The sequence below is a fragment of the Oceanobacter antarcticus genome (genome assembly GCF_044962685.1).
In the GTDB taxonomy this organism is placed as follows: Bacteria; Pseudomonadota; Gammaproteobacteria; order Pseudomonadales; family Oceanobacteraceae; genus Oceanobacter; species Oceanobacter antarcticus.
Genome location: NZ_JBBKTX010000002.1, coordinates 1 through 18,063, shown reverse-complemented (window position 1 = coordinate 18,063; position 18,063 = coordinate 1). Strand labels below are relative to the sequence as shown.

Sequence of the window (18,063 nt, the reverse complement as noted above, 5' to 3'; positions counted from 1 at the left end):
GTAATGATAAAGCGTTATTTTCCGTTCAGGCGTTCAAGCAGCGGTTTGGTCAGGTCGATAGCCGGTGCACTGTACACCACGGCTCCTGCCTGCAACACCAGGTCGTATTTGCCTTCCTCGATCAGCGCCTTCAACAACTCTTCCAGCTCTGGTAATTTCGACCGGAAAAATGACTGCCGCCATTTTTGATCCTGCTGCTGCAGTTTTTCCAGATAGAACTGACGCTCCTTGCCCTTCTCTTCGTATTCACCCACCAACTTGGCCAGTTCATCTTGGCTCATGATAGCACCGTCGGTTTCACGCTTGTCCTTCAGCGTCATCATGGCTTTTTCTATCTCACGCACTTTGCTGATGGCAGCGCCATTATCTTTTTCAAACCTTTGCGCACCGGACTTGGCTTCTTCAGACAGAAACAGGGCACGCTCCATATCCACAACGCCAACCTTCAATTCAGCTGCCGCCAGCGGTGACAGTAGTACAGCAACCAAAAACAGAAAAACACGCATCCCAATGCTCCTTTAAATTGCAATTGTGCTGGATGTCAGCATTAAAAAACCTGACCAAGAGAGAACTCGAAGCCTTCCGTACGATCCCCGCGCTGGTCATTCAGTGGTATCGAATATACAAAGGTCAGCGGACCAATAGCTGTTATCCAGGTCAGGCCGACACCAGTACTCAACCGTAAATCCGACAAGTCTAACCCCTCAGTACAATACGGATGTGACGTTAATGAAGGAACATCCGCATCATTGGGGGTATAGCAGCTATCGGTAAATGTATTGCCAGCGTCAAAGAAGAGCACACTACGCAATGAGCTGCGATCTTCAACAAACGGGAATGGAAAAATCAATTCCAGCGACGCTTCGGCCAGCATATTACCACCCAGTGAGCGGGCGGTTTCATAATAGGCAGGTGCAGTCACCGCAGAGCCATCAGCATCGGTGTCGTAAATTGGCTTGTACTGGCTGGAGTTGGAAACAGCAACAGCGGCACCATCTTCATCGGTTTTATACACCACGGTAGGTGCTGATGAGTCGACCACCGGCTTGCCCAGCTCATCGGTCTCATACAATACATTGCCGTCACTATCGGTTTGTACCACAGGTACGACTGTGTACTCTGGCAAGCCGCGTGGCCCCAGACTGTTGCTGGTATAACCACGCACCGAACCCAGACCACCGGAACGGAAGTTCTTGAAGAAGGGTAATTGCTTCTGATCGCCATAACCGTTGGCGTAGCCCAATTCTGTCCGCACCCGGAATGACCAGTCTTCAAACAAGGGGAAATAGTAATTGGCGGTGTAGCCCAGCTTGTAGGTCGTCAGATCACTGCCGGGAACACCCAGATCAACCGACAGTTTTTGTTCGATACCGGCAGTCGGAAACATACCCCGGTTCAGGCCGTTGTAACGCCAGTTCAGACCCAGGGTATACTCGTCAAAGTCATCCCCTTCGGTATCCAGAAATTCCAGAATTTCGGCAGGAACCGTCGATCCTTCAAACATATGGGTATTGGTAAATCCGGCGCTCATCGACAGTCGCTGGCGACGGGTGATCGGATATCCGAACGTCACGCTGGCGCCCTTGGCATTGGTTTGATAGTCACTGACAGAACTCAGGCTATTGTAGTCTGTTTCCCGATAGAACAAGTTAAAGCCACGACTGACACCATCAATGGTGTAATAAGGATCGAGGAAAGAGAAGTTGTACGATTGCACCGTCTTGTTCTTCTGCACACTCATGCTCATGCGATTGCCGGAACCCAGAAAATTATTCTGGCTGACACTGGCACCCAGAATCATACCGCTGCCACCGGCATAACCGATGTTGAAGTTCAGACTGCCATTCATTTGCTCTTCAACGTTATAGTCAACGTCAATCAGGTCATCCGCCCCCGATACCGCAGGTGTTTCAACCGTCACGGTCTTGAAAAAGCCCAGTTGGTTAAGACGGTTTTTACCGGCTTCAATCTTTTCGGTCGATGCCCAACCACCTTCCATTTGCAGCATTTCACGGCGAAGGACTTCATCCATGGTGCTGTCGTTACCACTGAAATTGACACTGCGAACATAGGTGCGTCGTCCTGGCTCAACAAAAAAAGTCAGGTCAACTTCCAGGGTTTCGTCATCGGGTTTGGGGCTGCCATCCACCTTGGCAAAGGTATAACCGTCATTACCCAGGCGGCGAATCATGCCTTCACTGCTAGACAGTACCTTGCTGCGCGAGAAAACGTCACCAGGCTGAATATTGTAGAAACGTTTGAATTCGTCTTCATCCAGTACCAGATTACCCGCCAGCCTGATATCCCGGACTTTATAGACATCACCTTCCGTGACGTTCACCGTGATATAAACACCATCTTTTTCTGGCGCAAGTGCGACCTGGGTGGATTCAATATTAAAACGCAGGTAGCCGCGATCGTAGTAATACGAGCGCAGGGCTTCTTGATCTGCTGCCAGTTTTTCCCGTGAGTACTTGTTATCGCCAGCGTACCAGGACCAGAAGTTGGATTCCTGCAAGCTGAACTGTTTCAGTAACTCGTCATCCGAAAACGCCTGGTTACCCACAATATTGATGTGCGCAATCGCCGCCACATTGCCTTCTTCAACGTTGATTTTCAGCGCCACCCGATTACGCGGCAGTGCCTCAACCACGGTTTCGATATGAGCATCGTAACGCCCCTGCATCACGTACTGGCGTTCCAGTTCGAGCGCGATACGTTCCAGTGTCGAGCGTTTGAACACCATCCCTTCTGCCAAACCGGCCAGCTTGAGGTTATCCAGCAGCACATCATCCGGAATAGCCGAGTTGCCTTCGAGTTCAATTTGGGTAATGGTTGGTAACTCAACCAGTTGGAAGATCAGCACCTGGCCGTCACGATACACCTTGATGTCGTTAAAAAAGCCGGTAGCAAACAAACGCCGTGAGACGTCTGCCAGGCGATTGCCGTCAATCCGGTCACCCGCATTGATCGGCAGCCGCTCAAACACGGTACCTGCAGACACTCGCTGCAGCCCCTCAAGACGAATATCTTCAATTACAAATGAATCATCAGCACAGGCAATCGAAGAAAATAGCCCAACAAGTAGGGAAAACAGCAGCGAACGCATGAAAAATGTAATCCAAAATGACGCGACTTTCGAAAGTTAAAGTCGACCGATATCGTTATAAAAGGCAACTGCCATGAGGCTGAACAGCATCACAATGCCCATCTGCATCGCCACTGTCTGTACCCGTTCCGGTAGTGGTTTGCCGGTCACGGCTTCTGCCAGATTAAACAGAATATGACCACCATCCAGCATGGGTACCGGCAATAAATTCAGCACACCCAGTGATACACTGAGCAACGCCAGAAATTGTATAAAGGATTCCAGCCCTCCCGAGGCCGAAACGCCGGCTACTTTAGCAATGGTAATAGGGCCACTCAAGTTCTTTACCGAGAGATCGCCTGCTAGCATTTTCCAAAGGGAATCAAGGGTAAAAGTAATCAAATCCCAGGTTTTACCCGTTGCACGCAGCATCGCTGTCAATGGATCGGCCGAACTGGTACTCAACCATTCTGGCGGAACTTCAGGTTGTACCGTCCCCACTCCAGCAAATCCAATCTGGCGACCATCGTCCAGCGTACGGCTGCCGGGTAACAGGGTCAGCATTTGCCTGTTACCATCACGCAACACCTCAACCTGCAGTTCGACACCGGCACGTTGCTGCACCAGCTCGACCCAGGCAAACCAGTCCTTGATCGCCATGCCGTCAACCGCAACTACCTTGTCGCCAGGCAAAAACCCGGCTTGTTCTGCAGCGCTGCCTTCGACCACAGAACCGACCAGCGCCGGCACCTCTAGTTGGCGCGGCTGAATCCCCAGAGATCCCATTGGATCGGGCTGGTCGCTGTCGGACAACCAGTTCTGAATCGCCAGCTGCACGGGGCGCTGAATGCGATTACTGTCTTCAAGCGTCAAGGCAATATGACCGCTTTCGCCCAGATGATTGATCAAACGCCAGTTAACATCTTCCCAAGTGGTCGTCTGGTACCCATCAACAGCGACGATACGATCACCCGCCTCAATGCCAGCAACGGCCGCCGGGGAATCATCAACTACCCGACCAACATCTGATATCACACCGGTAGTGCCGACCATAAACAGCACCCAGTAAGCCAGAATGGCAAAAATAAAATTGGCGAATGGGCCTGCGGCAGCAATAAAATTACGCTGTGAAACCGATTTACTGTTGAAGCTTTGATCCTTTAAATGCGCGGGCACCTCGGCTTCGCGTTCATCCAGCATCTTAACGTAGCCACCCAAGGGTAACGGTGCCACCGAGTATTCGGTGCCATACTTGTCGCGTACAGAAAACAATGGATTGCCAAACCCCACTGAAAACCGCAGCACCTGGACACCGCAACGGCGGGCAGCCCAGAAATGACCGTATTCATGAACCACCACCAGCACACTGATGGCGACGATAAACCAGAGAATTGTCACGCATCCACCTCGTTTACAGAACCTTGCAGCAACAGGATCGCCTGATTACGGGCCCAATGATCAGCCATCAGTACCGTCTCCAGGCTCTTCACCGTTGTCGTTTCATGAGCATCCATCACCCGTTTGACGAGCGTTGGAATGGTACTGAAGGGAATTCGTTCCCCAAGGAATGCCTCAACGGCAATTTCGTTAGCAGCGTTTAATACCGTTGGCATGGTGCCACCCACGCTAAATGCCCGTCGAGCCAGAGCCAAACAGGGAAAAGTCTCTTCGTCAGCGGCCTCAAAATCAAACCGGCCAATCGTCACCAGATCCAATGGCGCAACGCCGGAAGTGATTCGTTCTGGCCAGGCAAGACCGTAGGCAATCGGAGTACGCATATCGGGCTGGCCCAACTGAGCCATGACCGAACCATCACAATATTGCACCAGACTGTGAATAACACTTTGGGGATGCACCACCACCTGAACCTGATCCGGTTGGCAGTTAAACAGAAAACAGGCTTCGATCAACTCCAGTCCCTTGTTCATCAAGGTAGCGGAATCGACCGAGATTTTTTGCCCCATGGACCAGTTCGGATGAGCAACCGCCTGGGCCGGGGTGACCGCTTCAAGCTGTGCAGACTGCCAACCTCGAAATGGACCACCGGAAGCCGTCAATAAAATCTTGCTGATACCATACGGAGCAAAGTGGCCACCGTAGTGTTCAGGTAGCGACTGGAAAATCGCATTATGTTCGCTATCAATGGGCAGTAACTCGGCCCCACCCTGTTTGATGGCCTCCATAAAAAGTGGCCCAGCCATCACCAGCGCTTCCTTATTGGCCAGCAACACACGCTTACCGGCACGGGCGGCGGCCAGCGATGGTAACAATCCGGCAGCACCAACAATCGCCGCCATCACTATATCGGTGTCCTCGTGGCCGGCGACCCAGGCTAACGCTTCTTCACCAGACAAGACCTGGGTAGGATGACCGGCAGGCAGCCGACAACGAACCGCATCGGCACCGCTGTTATTCAGCATGACCGCATAGTCAGGCGCGTGTTCAAGCACCTGAACAGCCAGTTTTTCTGCATTAGTAGCAGCGGTCAGTGCAAACACCCGGTAACGCTCAGGATGACGGGCGATCACATCCAGTGTGCTGCAACCGATTGATCCTGTCGCTCCCAAGATGGTCACGGCACGGGTCATTGACCAAACCCCCAATCAAGCAGGTGAATACATAAGGCAAATACCGGTACCGCTGCTGCCATACTGTCGATCCGATCCAGTACCCCGCCGTGCCCAGGCAACAGCGACGAGCTGTCTTTGATACCGCGATGACGTTTCATCATGCTTTCGACCAGATCCCCGAGTACGGAAACAACCATGGTGATTACCGCAATCAGTAACATTTGCAAATAATCGTCACGCGACAGCGGTTGCAGCCAGCGATCCAGCCCCAAACCAAACAGTATCGCGACCAGAGCGGCGGTCGCCAGCCCACCCCAGAACCCGGCCCAGGACTTACCCGGACTGACATGGGGAGCGAGCTTGGTATTTCCCCAGCGCTTGCCAGAAAAATAGGCACCGGTATCTGCGCCCCAGACAATCAGCATCACAAAAATAATCAACAATGAGCTGTGAGGCTGTACCTTGAGGTGCATGAAACCGACCCACATCGGCACCAGCACACACAGACCCAACGCCCCTCTGACCGGGCGCGAAGTCCATAAGCTGGTTCCGCCGGGATAACGTTTGACCAGGGCAAAGGCGACGATCCACCACAACGCCCCAACGGCGAGGTAATACACCAATAATTCCGGGCGAATCCGGAGGACACGGGCACTGATATAAAGACAAACAAACACCATCAAGGCGTAGGCAACCCGTCCCCAGCGACGCTCATAACCCGCGATATTGGCCCATTCCCAGGCTCCAATAGTGGCAATGGCGGCAATAAAGATGGCAAATTGTTTCAACGGCAAAAAGAAAATGCCGATGACCATCAGGGGAGCGAGCACCAGAGCGGTGATCACACGCTGTTTAAACACGGCTGGCGGTTTCCTTCAGCTGGTCATCAGTTCGGCCAAAGCGACGGGTTCGATCCGCAAAGGATTCAAGCGCCTGGCGATATTCTTGTTCTTTAAAGTCTGGCCAATACACCGGAGAAAAATACAGCTCGCTATACGCGCACTGCCACAACATAAAGTTACTGATACGTTGTTCGCCGCCGGTGCGAATCAATAAATCCGGTGCCGGATATTCGCTCAGCCAGGTGTATTGATGCAAGGTATGTTCGTTGATATCAGCGGGATCCAGACGTCCTTGCTGTACCTCAATCGCCACTTTCCGACAAGCCTGGGCAATGTCCCACTGACCACCATAATTGGCGGCAATCACGATGACCATGCCTGTATTGTTCGCTGTCAGCGTCTCCGCATCGGCAATCAACTTTTGAATACGTGCCGAAAAGCCGTTTTTATCGCCCATGACGACCAGTCGCAGTTTGTTACGATGCAGCCGTTTGACTTCCCGCTCCAACGCAACCGTAAAGAGCTGCATGAGTGCAGACACCTCCGCTGCCGGACGACGCCAGTTTTCACTGGAAAAAGCAAACAGCGTCAACACCTCGACCCCTGCCCGCGCCGACACTTCAACCGCCTGACGCACAGCATCAACCCCCGCCTTATGGCCGGCGATACCTGGCAAATGACGCGACTTGGCCCAACGATTGTTGCCATCCATAATCATGGCAACATGACGGGGAACGCGGCCAACAGCCGCGTTTTTATCATCGATACTGGTAGACATGAAGAATAATCAGACCTGCATCAGATCTTTTTCTTTCTGCGCCAGATGAGCATCCACCTCGGCGATAAACTTATCGGTCAGCTTCTGAATCTGATCCTCACCACCGCGCTCTTCATCTTCGGAGATCATTTTTTCTTTCAGCAGCTCTTTGATGCTGCCATTGGCATCGCGACGAATGTTGCGAATGGAAACTCGCCCTTTTTCAGCCTCAGAACGCGCCAGCTTGATGAAATCCTTACGGGTTTCTTCGGTCAGCATCGGCATATGCAGGCGAATGGTATCACCGGAGGTGTTCGGATTCAGACCCAGATCAGACTTGAGGATAGCCCGTTCAATCACCGTGACCATGGCTTTTTCCCATGGATTGATCGCCAGTGTACGGCCATCTTCAACAATCACATTGGCTGCCTGAGCAATCGGTGTCGCGGTTCCGTAATAATCAACGCTGATGTTATCAAGAATGGCGGGGTTCGCCCGGCCGGTACGTACACGCTTGAAGGCATCCAGCAATGAGGACACACTTTTGCCCATTCGTTCTTCTGCATCTTGCTTAATATCTTCGATCATACTCATTGTTCCTCGCTTACAATCAATGTGCCGTCGTCACCGCCAGTGACCAGACGGGCAAGCACACCAACTTCATTCATATCGTAGACCCGCAGCGGCATTTGATGATCACGCGCCAGGCATATAGCGGTCAAATCCATCACACCCAGCTGCTTTTCCAGAACTTCCTGATACGTCAGGGTATCGTACTTGGTCGCACTGGGGTCTTTCTTCGGGTCTGCAGTATACACACCATCCACGTTGGTGGCTTTCATTACCACGTCAGCATTGATCTCGATGCCGCGCAAACAAGCCGCCGAGTCGGTAGTAAAAAAAGGATTGCCGGTACCTGCAGCAAAAATAACCACATCCCCAATATCCAGCGCACGAATGGCACTGCGACGGTCATAATGATCGACCACGCCACTCATCGGAATCGCAGACATGACTCGCGTAGTAATATTGGCGCGCTCCAGCGCATCCCGCATCGCCAGGGCATTCATAACGGTTGCCAGCATCCCCATGTGATCTCCGGCGACACGATCCAGACCCGATTCGCTCAGTTTCTTGCCGCGAAACAGGTTCCCACCACCAATAACCAGACCAACCTGAACACCAATACCCTTGAGCTGCCCAATTTCCAGCGCCATACGATCCAGCACTTTGGGATCAATGCCGAAATCCAGCTCACCCATCAGGGCTTCGCCACTCAGCTTTAACAAGATACGTTTGTATTTAGGACTCTGCTGTTTAGCCATGACCGACTCCATTAGCGTGTATTGGATACAAATATGCCGGGTGACCCCGGCATATTCAGGTTGGGACAATCCCTGATGGTTTGCCCCGGGTTTGTATCAGCCTTTCAGCTGTGCAGCAACTTCTGCAGCGAAGTCTACTTTTTCAACTTCAATACCTTCACCCACTTCCATGCGGATAAAAGAAACAACCTCAGCACCGGCTTCTTTGGCCAGCTGACCAACAGTCTGGTCAGGGTTCTTGACGAACGGCTGATCCAGCAGACTGTTTTCTTTCAGGAACTTGTTGATACGACCCACCATCATTTTTTCAACGATCGCATCTGGCTTGCCTGCCATATCCGGCTGCGCCTTGATAATCTCTTTTTCTTTTTCCAGCACTTCTGCTGGCATGTCTTCACCACGAACCACACGCGGGTTGGAAGCCGTTACATGCATGGCAATGTCTTTGGCAACGTCTTCGGTACCACCATTCAGCGCCACCACGCAGCCAACCTTGCCATTGGAGTGCAGGTAAGCTCCCACAACACCGGCTTCAATAACCACTGGGCGACGAACAGTAATGTTCTCACCGATTTTTTGAACCAGCGCCATACGCGCCTCTTCCAGGTCGCCTGCCATCAGCTTGGCAACGTCGGTCTCACGAGTATCTGCCAGCTTGGCAACCACCAGATCTGCAAAGGCATTGAAGTTTGAATCGCCAGCAGCAAAGTCAGTCTCGGAGTTCACTTCTACAACAAACGCAACACCGTCCTGAACCTGAATACGCAGCTTGCCTTCGGCAGCAGTACGGTCAGCTTTCTTGGCCGCTTTCAGACCGGAATTCTTACGCAGGTCTTCAATTGCTTTGTCGATATCACCGTCATTGGCAGTCAGAGCTTTCTTGCACTCCATCATGCCCAGACCAGTACGTTCACGCAGTTCTTTAACCAGAGCGGCCGATACGTTCGCCATAATCCCAATCCTCTTTTGTTAACTTGTCTTCAATTTCTTGCTTAAAAAAAAGGGGGCACGCCCCCTTTTTTACCGACCCGAGTTGTCAATTACTCAGCAGGTGTTTCTGCTGCAGGTGCTTCTTCAGCAGCCACTTCAACAAACTCGTCTGCAGCCGGGCCATTCTGCTGCTTGCCTTCCAGAACGGCATCTGCAACAGCAGAAGCATAAATCTGGATAGCGCGAATGGCATCGTCATTGCCAGGGATTACGAAATCGATACCATCCGGGTTGGAGTTGGTATCCACAATACCAACAACCGGGATACCCAGCTTGTTAGCTTCCTGAATCGCAATACGTTCATGGTCAACGTCGATTACAAACACCATATCTGGCAAACCGCCCATTTCCTTGATACCACCAATGGAGCGTTCCAGCTTCTCCATTTCACGGCTACGCATCAGGGCTTCTTTTTTGGTCAGTTGCTCAAATGTACCGTCAGCTTGTTGCGTTTCGAGGTCACGCAGACGACGAATAGACTGACGAATGGTTTTGTAGTTGGTCAGCATGCCGCCCAGCCAGCGGTGCGCCACAAATGGCATACCGGCACGTTCGGCCTGTTCCTTGATAATTTTGCCAGCAGCGCGCTTGGTACCAACAAACAGAATCTTGTTGTTACGGGCAGCGATGCCTTCAATTTTAACCAGAGCCTCATTCATCGCCGGAACCGTGTGTTCCAGATTGATGATGTGAATCTTGTTACGTGCACCAAAAATGTAACGACCCATTTTCGGGTTCCAGTAACGAGTCTGGTGACCAAAGTGAACGCCTGCTTTCAGCAGGTCACGCATATTTACTTGTGCCATATCTATACCTTATACAGTTGGGTTAGGCCTCCACGTACCCAATGAGTCGACTGCACAACCGAAGTTGGCAGCACCCCGACACATCGTTGTGGCACGTGTGTGATTTAGTTGCCGGTACAGAGTCAATTACTTGCCCTGCCCCGACGGTGCTTACAGCGCGCGCTTTATACCACTTTGAAGCCCTCGAGACCAGAGCCATAGCTTTCCTTGTCACGTACAATTACATTTAATGATTGTTCAACACTGCGGTCACAACCGATACAATGACCCATCTACCAGCGGAATTCTGTATCTATACATGACTGTTACCATCAAAACGGCTGAAGAAATTGAAAAAATGCGCGTTGCCGGGCGCCTGGCAGCTGACGTCCTTGAAATGATCGGGCCTTATGTCGTCCCCGGTGTATCCACGGGAGAACTGGATACCTTGTGCCACAACTACATCGTAAATGAACAGCAAGCCATCCCGGCGCCACTGAATTACAACGGCTTCCCCAAATCCATCTGCACCTCGATTAACCAGGTGATTTGTCACGGCATTCCCAGCAATGACAAAATCCTGAAAAAAGGCGACATCATCAACATCGATATTACAGTCATCAAAGATGGCTACCACGGCGACACCAGCCAGATGTTCTTTGTTGGCGAGCCAATAGCGGCCGTAAAGCGCCTGGTGGAAATCACTCAGGAGTGCCTCTACCTGGGCATTGAGATGGTACGTCCTGGTGTTCAATTGGGTGACATCGGTGCCGCTATCCAGAAACACGCAGAATCCAATCACTACTCAGTGGTTCGTGAATACTGCGGCCACGGCATCGGTAAAACCTTTCATGAAGACCCTCAGGTACTGCACTACGGCAAGCCAGGCACAGGTATGGCACTGGAAGAAGGCATGACCTTTACCATTGAACCCATGATCAACCTCGGCACCCGCTTCAACAAACTGATGAAGGATGGCTGGACCGTGGTCACCAAGGATCGCAAACCGTCCGCCCAGTGGGAGCACACGCTATTGGTCACGACATCCGGAGTGGAGGTGCTGACGGCACGCACGGGTGAAAAATACCGAGCTGGCACATGAGCCTGGAGCGACCTGAACTGAAGCTCGCCGACCATGCAGAGCTTTTGGCCCGGCTGGCGGAATGCTCTGGGCCAATTCCGGTCATCCGCGAAGTACTGCAACAAACCCAGCAAAACGCTGATGCGTATTTTCGTGCCACACTGGATGCAGAAACCCCGGTACGATTTCGCTCAGAGCAAATGGACGCCTTGCTGGCCTGCCTCTGGCGGCACAATGGCCTGCTGAATGACGACCTCGCGTTGCTTGCGGTCGGAGGCTATGGCCGCGGTGAATTGCACCCCTATTCAGACATCGACTTGCTGCTGCTCTGCCGTGATGAACAAGCCATCTCCAGCAATGCCGGACAGCTGCAAGGGTTTATCACCTTGCTTTGGGATCTGAAACTGGAAATCGGCCATAGCGTCAGAACACTGGACGATTGCCGCAAGGAAGCATCGAAAGACCTCACCATTATTACCAATATGCTTGAAAGCCGAATAATCGCCGGTACAGCTGAACTCCATATCGACCTGAAGAATATTATCAACGAACCTGGCCTGTGGCCTGCAGCAACTTTTTTCAAAGAAAAATGGCACGAACTGGAAAAACGTCACGACAAGCATAACGACTCCGAATACAACCTCGAACCCAATGTCAAAAACTCGCCAGGTGCCTTGCGTGACATCCAGACCGTCAGCTGGGTGACCACACGATACTTTGGTGACGGCAGCCTCGAAGCGCTGCAGAACCGGGGCTTTCTGACCGAGTTTGAATTCACACGACTGGCCGGCAGCATGAAGTTTCTCTGGCAGGTCCGTTATGCCCTGCACATGCTGGCAGGACGGGAAGAAGACCGCCTGTTGTTTAACCTGCAACGCCAGGTTGCCAGCCTGTTGGGGTTTGAAGATGACAATGATCATCTTGGTGTCGAGCGTTTTATGACCCGTTTTTACCGCAACCAACTCTCAACCACCGAGTTATGCGATCTGCTGTTGCTGCATTTCAACGAAGATTTCATGAACAGCCATGAAGGTATCGAGCCCGTTGCTGTCAACGAACACTTCGTGCTGTTTAATGGTTACCTGCAATTGATTGACCTGCAGCTGTTTGCCCGCGAACCCGCCTGGCTATTAAAAGTCTTTGTCCTTTGTGCCAACACCCCCGACCTGAAAGGTGTTCATTCTGATACCATTCGCGCCTTACGCGATCATCGCCATCTGATTGACGATACATTTCGCACCAATCCCGCAAACAATGCCTGCTTTATTGATCTTATTTGCCACAAAAATCACGTCGTGCGTGAGTTGTCACGCATGATGCGCTACGGCATTCTCGGACGTTACATTCCCGAGTTCGGTCGTATCATCGGCATGATGGAGCACGACCTGCTGCACATTCATACCGTCGATGACCACAGCTTCCGCATGATCCGCATGTTGCGCCAGCTGCGCTTTTCCAGCCTGCGTAACCAGTACCCGCTGGCATCCAAGCTGATTCATCGCATTCAGCGCCGCGAAGTCCTGTATCTGGCCGCCCTGCTGCACGACACTGGCAAGGCTCAGGAAGGTGATCATTCCAGTAACGGCGAAGCCATCGCCCTGCAGTTTTGCAGCCAACACAATCTGCGCCCCACCGACACCCATATGGTCTGCTGGCTGGTCGCCAACCACCTCACTATGTCGTACGCGGCACAGCGGTTGGATCTGAACAATCCGGATGACATTCATCAGTTTGCACTGGACATCGGCGACCAGCATCACCTCGACATGCTCTACCTGATCACCATTGCCGACATGATCAGCACCAATCCCAAGCTTTGGACCAGCTGGCGTGCAGAGCAGATGCGCTCACTGTATTTCAATACCCAGCAAGCCCTCCGTCGTGGTCTCGCCAATCCGTTAAACAAGGAAGATTATATCGAAGAAATTCAGCAGGAAGCTTTGTCGCAACTGACAGCACAGGGGTTGAGCCGGGAGCAAACCCTGGCAATCTGGGGCGACTGCGGTGATGACTACTTTTTAAGAGAAAGTGTTGACAATATTCTCTGGCACACCCTCTCCATCGCCGGGCATGGCAACAATAGCGACCCACTGATTTCCATTCGCCAAACCTCTGATCGGGATCGAGAAGGTGCCACACAGATTTTTATTTACATGAAAGACCAGATCGACCTGTTTGCGGTCACCACCGCCACCCTGGATCAGCTCAATCTCAATATTCAGGATGCCCGAGTCATGACCTCCGAATCAGACAATAAGGCCGTCGATACCTATATTGTTCTGGATGAGAATAACCGTCCGATCAATGACCCACAACGCCTGGACACCATCCGTCACGCCTTGATCACCGCACTGGAGAACCCGGAAGAATACTCCACGATCATTCAGCGCCGCACTCCGCGTCTGCTCAAGCAATTTCCAGTCGAGACCCAAGTCACCATGAGTAATGATCCTCACATGCAACGCACAGTGCTGGAAGTCACCGCAGCCGACCGTCCGGGATTACTGGCACGCGTGGGTGCTATTTTCTCCGAGTTTGGCGCCCAGATGCAGGGAGCCAAGATTCTCACCGAAGGTGAACGAGTATCGGATATTTTCTACATCGTGGATCAGGATGGAGAACCGTTTTCCGACCCGGTGTTATGCCAGCAACTGCAACACGCCATTATATTAGGCTTGGATGATCAGATTCAGGCACAAACGGCTGTTTAATAGATCATTCCACAGCCTTTAATTCGATTTATTCGATTGATAGCCGGTAAATTATCCTCAGCAGCCAGAGGAAAGACGGTGTAGCCTTCTCACATTATCAGGAGAATGTTATGTCCCAGCGTTACCAGAAAATCATTCGCAGCCACGCCAGTTCTGATGGCGATGGCGTAAAAATTCAGCGTGTCGCACTCTTTAACGACACCGCCTCCGATCCATTTCTAATGATCGACGAACTGCGATCAGACAACCCGGATGACTACATCGGCGGCTTCCCGCCCCACCCTCACCGAGGCATGGAAACCCTGACCTATTTGCTTCAGGGCGCACTGGAACACAAGGATCACCTTGGTAACCGCGGCTTGATCAACAGTGGTGGCGCACAATGGATGTCGGCCGGACGCGGCATTATTCACTCCGAAATGCCGTCGCGGGAAATGGACGCACTGCATGGCTTCCAGCTCTGGATTAATCTGCCTGCCAGCGAAAAGATGAAGACACCGGGGTACCGTGATGTTGCCGCTGATGAAATCCTGCTCCAAACGGCTGCCTGCGGTGCTCAACTAAAGCTGATCGCCGGGCACTGGATCATTGATGGCGAAGACTATGTTGCACCATTGGCAACCATCGCAGCCAACGCTGGCATTGCCGACATACACCTTGACGCTGGGCAACAGCTCACCTTGCCAATCACTGCTGACCATAGCGTCATGGCCTATGTTTATCGGGGTCTATTGACTGACATGAACCACAGCCAGTCTCTGGTTATGTTTGACACCGACGAAGAAATAATCACGCTGAATGCCACCAGTGATACCGATCTGCTGCTGCTGACGGGACGCCCGTTGCGAGAACCAATAGCTCACTACGGGCCATTTGTGATGAACAGCGTCGAGGAAATCGAACAAGCCATTGCCGACTACAACGCTGGTCGTTTTGGCCAATAACCACAACCAGTTATAACCGGCACGGCAGCCAAAAAGCCAACCTACTCGGTTGGCTTTTTCCGATGTAACGGTGCAAAGCCTTCTCCATCCGTGACATTACTTTTACGCGTACTCGGACGACTCCCTACAGCAGCAGGACGGTTCCCTTCAGCTGCACGGCTTCCAGCAGCGGGACGGCTCCCCGCAACAGCAGGTCGAGATGGACGCGGCCCGGTTCTGGCTGGCTTGCCATCACGACCGGATGGAGCAGCTTTGGTCTTTGGTTTACGTTTACCAACAGATGCCGCCTTGCCCGAAGCCTTGAGTTTTTTCGGGCCTTTGTATACCGCCACCAAGCCTTCAATTTTGCGCGCTTCCATCACCACCTGAATATAACTTTCGATCGCCGCTTTGAGATTCCATTCATACGGAGAAATCAGACTGATGGCCAAACCCGACTTGCCTGCCCGGCCAGTACGGCCAATACGGTGAACGTATTCATCGCCCTTGCGTGCCAGATCATAATTGATCACCAGATCCATTCCCTCAACATCCAGGCCACGCGCCGCCACATCCGTCGCCACCAGAATATTACGTTTGCCTTCCCTGAGCGTCTGCATCACATACTTGCGCTCATCCTGAGTCATTTCGCCGTGTAGCATGGCAACACCGTTACGATGACGACGAACAAATTCTGACAGGCGTTCGACCTCGGTGCGTTTGTTAACAAAAATCAACGCCTTTTCGTAGGTTTCATGCGCCAATAACCAGGCGATCAAGCGGTCTTTATGAGCGTTATCATCCGCCAGAATCCGCTGCTGGGTGATTAAACCATGCTGCTCCTGAATGGTATGGGTAGTGATTTCTTCAGGATTTTTCAGCAGATTGGCGGCAATTCGGCCAACCCCTTCATGGCGCAAGGTCGCCGAAAGCAGCATGGTCTGACGCTCGTTATTACAAGCGCGACGAATGATGTCCATATCTTCGGCAAAGCCCATATCCAGCATACGGTCGGCTTCATCCAGAATCAGATATTCCAGATCGCCCAGATCACACGTACCACGTTTCAGGTGATCCACCAGACGACCCGGCGTTGCAATAATCAACTCTGGATTTTTACGCAGCAACGCCGCCTGATACTGAAACTCTTCACCACCACACAACTGTCCGACACTGAGTGTCGTCAGATCACAAAAATGCTGACACACCTTGGTCACCTGGGTAGCCAGCTCTCGAGTGGGACACATAATCAACGCACGGGTTGCGGAGTTGGGCGCATCCCGATCCAGTAACCCCTGCATCACGGGCAACAGATAGGCCAGGGTTTTACCACTGCCCGTCTCGGCACAGACCTGAATATCCTTGCCCGCCAATGCCAGCGGCAGCACTGCCTGCTGCACCTCGGTTGGAGCTTCCAGAGACAATTTTTCCAGGCCAAGCGCCAGGCGAGCATTCAGGGGATAATCAGTAAACACGTAGACGCCTCACAATAATATTGCGGCGATTATAACAGCCGGATGACAGAGACACCCTGAATTAAACGAACTGTCACTGCATCTCTTCAGACTGAAGGCAATTGACCGTAGACTGGCCCCATCAGGATTATCAAAAACGGAAAACGATGATGATGACGTACACACCCAAACTGACTATCAACACATCCTTGCTGCTTTTGGGCATCGCCACCGCTCTGGTCTTGGCGGGTTGCGCCACCAGCCCCACCGGACGTACCCAATTGATGGTGATCTCGCCAGAGAAAGCCATCAGCGAATCCAAAAGTGCCTACCTGAGCACGGTCAGCGAGCTGGAAGAAAGCGACCAACTGGTCACCGACCCCAAACGCATCAGCCGCATCAAAACCATCACTGGCCGACTGATCACAGAAGCGGTTGCCAAATACCCGAAAACAGCCAGCTGGGAATGGAGTGTTGCCATCATTGACGACCCCGACACCTTGAACGCCTGGTGTATGGCCGGTGGTCGCATGGCCATTTATACCGGCATTATCGACCAGCTCAATCTGACCGATGATGAAATTGCCCAAATCATGGGGCATGAAATTTCCCATGCGCTGGCCAACCACACCGCCGAGCAAATGTCGCGGGCCATGGTGATCAACGCCGGTCTGGCGGCAACGGCTGCCGCTACCGACAATAACGCCATCGCCCTCTCGGGTGGTGCCATGGCTGCGAAGTATGCCTTGCAACTGCCAAACAGTCGGACTGCCGAAAACGAAGCAGACCGTATCGGCATCGAACTGGCTACCCGTGCTGGTTATTCCCCGACCTCCGCCGTTACGCTCTGGGAAAAAATGCAGGAAGTCGGTGGCAGCTCCGGGCCGGAGTTTTTATCAACTCACCCTTCATCTGGCAACCGCGCCAAGGAACTGGGTAAACTGGCTCCGGAAATGAGACAGCTGAATCCGACGGCCAAAAAATCTGCGGTTTATCCGGTGACCATCGTGCAGTAGCCAGAGACACACACCGGAGAGACCCTCTATTTAAACCAGTGCTCATTGGGCTTTCGGATGGTGTCGAATCACGAAGCCGGTTTGCAGGCCTGATGGATCAAATCAAAAACCGGCAACACCGAGTTGGAATCATCCGGCAGCCCCCGGGGAGCGCGGGTTGCCGCCGTCCAGAGCGGTGTTGACGACCTTGAAAAGGACTCGTCATTTCGCGGCATTCGCCGCCTTGCCCTGATCACCGGCAACACTCACGCAGAGTCGTGCAGGATTAAATATATGTCCCCCTCAGGTTAAATTCAGCCCGATCCACATCCAAATTCACCCTCCCTAGGGGTGTATTCAAGATAGCTGTGTGATTGCATCAACACCCAATATGTAAATTTTAGTATTTACCCTCTGAATTCAACGTAAACGCTCAAACAACCCCATCTAAAATCACTACTCAATTCATTCTAAGCTGTCTTCAAATTCTTCAACGAGACAGCTCATGACTAAATCCGAACAATGGCAGCAGCACATCAACC

The 18,063-nt window shown here is 52.3% G+C and carries 16 protein-coding genes; 4 read left to right on the top strand and 12 right to left on the bottom strand.

The window, feature by feature from the left end; genetic code table 11:
• Positions 1-14 precede the first annotated feature (14 nt).
• The 10 genes from WG929_RS01670 to rpsB all read right to left on the bottom strand — a co-directional run bounded on the left by WG929_RS01670 (position 15) and on the right by rpsB (position 10,378).
• On the bottom strand, positions 15-506 hold the full coding sequence (locus WG929_RS01670) for an OmpH/Skp family outer membrane protein (protein ID WP_416204623.1): 492 nt from the start codon (positions 504-506) through the stop codon (positions 15-17).
• 41 nt (positions 507-547) lie between these two features.
• A complete protein-coding gene (gene bamA, locus WG929_RS01665) occupies positions 548-3,109 on the bottom strand; it encodes an outer membrane protein assembly factor BamA (RefSeq protein ID WP_416204622.1) in 2,562 nt (853 codons plus the stop codon).
• Positions 3,110-3,145: 36 nt separating this feature from the next.
• The gene (rseP, locus tag WG929_RS01660) at positions 3,146-4,486 is read right to left on the bottom strand and encodes an RIP metalloprotease RseP (RefSeq protein WP_416204621.1); all 1,341 of its coding nucleotides are present in this window, start codon (positions 4,484-4,486) and stop codon (positions 3,146-3,148) included.
• Complete coding sequence (gene ispC, locus WG929_RS01655; protein WP_416204620.1) at positions 4,483-5,676, bottom strand: 1-deoxy-D-xylulose-5-phosphate reductoisomerase; 1,194 nt, start codon at positions 5,674-5,676, stop codon at positions 4,483-4,485. Before ispC ends, rseP begins: the two co-directional genes overlap by 4 nt.
• Positions 5,673-6,518 carry a phosphatidate cytidylyltransferase gene (locus tag WG929_RS01650; RefSeq protein ID WP_416204619.1) on the bottom strand — a complete coding sequence of 282 codons (846 nt, stop codon included), beginning with the start codon at positions 6,516-6,518 and terminating at the stop codon, positions 5,673-5,675. Before WG929_RS01650 ends, ispC begins: the two co-directional genes overlap by 4 nt.
• Complete coding sequence (gene uppS / locus WG929_RS01645) at positions 6,511-7,278, bottom strand: polyprenyl diphosphate synthase (protein ID WP_416204618.1); 768 nt, start codon at positions 7,276-7,278, stop codon at positions 6,511-6,513. The genes WG929_RS01650 and uppS overlap by 8 nt, the downstream gene beginning before the upstream one ends.
• A 9-nt stretch (positions 7,279-7,287) precedes the next feature.
• Positions 7,288-7,845 carry a ribosome recycling factor gene (gene frr / locus WG929_RS01640; protein ID WP_416204617.1) on the bottom strand — a complete coding sequence of 186 codons (558 nt, stop codon included), beginning with the start codon at positions 7,843-7,845 and terminating at the stop codon, positions 7,288-7,290.
• 2 nt (positions 7,846-7,847) lie between these two features.
• The gene (gene pyrH / locus WG929_RS01635) at positions 7,848-8,582 is read right to left on the bottom strand and encodes a UMP kinase (protein WP_369857486.1); all 735 of its coding nucleotides are present in this window, start codon (positions 8,580-8,582) and stop codon (positions 7,848-7,850) included.
• A gap of 96 nt (positions 8,583-8,678) precedes the next feature.
• The gene (gene tsf, locus WG929_RS01630; protein ID WP_416204616.1) at positions 8,679-9,533 is read right to left on the bottom strand and encodes a translation elongation factor Ts; all 855 of its coding nucleotides are present in this window, start codon (positions 9,531-9,533) and stop codon (positions 8,679-8,681) included.
• Between the two features lie 89 nt (positions 9,534-9,622).
• Complete coding sequence (gene rpsB / locus WG929_RS01625) at positions 9,623-10,378, bottom strand: 30S ribosomal protein S2 (protein WP_369857484.1); 756 nt, start codon at positions 10,376-10,378, stop codon at positions 9,623-9,625.
• 298 nt (positions 10,379-10,676) lie between these two features.
• Between rpsB and map the strand changes: the two genes are divergently transcribed.
• From map to WG929_RS01610, 3 genes are all read left to right on the top strand, one after another.
• Entirely contained in the window at positions 10,677-11,459 is a 783-nt protein-coding gene (map, locus tag WG929_RS01620) for a type I methionyl aminopeptidase (protein ID WP_416204615.1), read from the top strand.
• Positions 11,456-14,149, top strand: coding sequence for a [protein-PII] uridylyltransferase (glnD, locus tag WG929_RS01615; protein WP_416204614.1), 2,694 nt, complete (start codon positions 11,456-11,458; stop codon positions 14,147-14,149). Before map ends, glnD begins: the two co-directional genes overlap by 4 nt.
• A 110-nt stretch (positions 14,150-14,259) precedes the next feature.
• The gene (locus tag WG929_RS01610; protein WP_416204613.1) at positions 14,260-15,093 is read left to right on the top strand and encodes a pirin family protein; all 834 of its coding nucleotides are present in this window, start codon (positions 14,260-14,262) and stop codon (positions 15,091-15,093) included.
• Between the two features lie 41 nt (positions 15,094-15,134).
• Here the strand turns inward: WG929_RS01610 and WG929_RS01605 are convergent, their stop codons facing one another.
• A complete protein-coding gene (locus WG929_RS01605; RefSeq protein ID WP_416204612.1) occupies positions 15,135-16,547 on the bottom strand; it encodes a DEAD/DEAH box helicase in 1,413 nt (470 codons plus the stop codon).
• Between the two features lie 146 nt (positions 16,548-16,693).
• On the opposite strand from WG929_RS01605, the gene WG929_RS01600 reads away from it, so the two are divergent.
• Entirely contained in the window at positions 16,694-17,542 is an 849-nt protein-coding gene (locus WG929_RS01600; RefSeq protein WP_416204611.1) for a M48 family metallopeptidase, read from the top strand.
• A gap of 68 nt (positions 17,543-17,610) precedes the next feature.
• Here WG929_RS01600 and WG929_RS01595 read toward each other — a convergent pair whose 3' ends face one another.
• Positions 17,611-17,757, bottom strand: a complete 147-nt coding sequence (locus tag WG929_RS01595) for a hypothetical protein (protein WP_416204610.1) — start codon at positions 17,755-17,757, stop codon at positions 17,611-17,613.
• Positions 17,758-18,063: the final 306 nt, after the last annotated feature.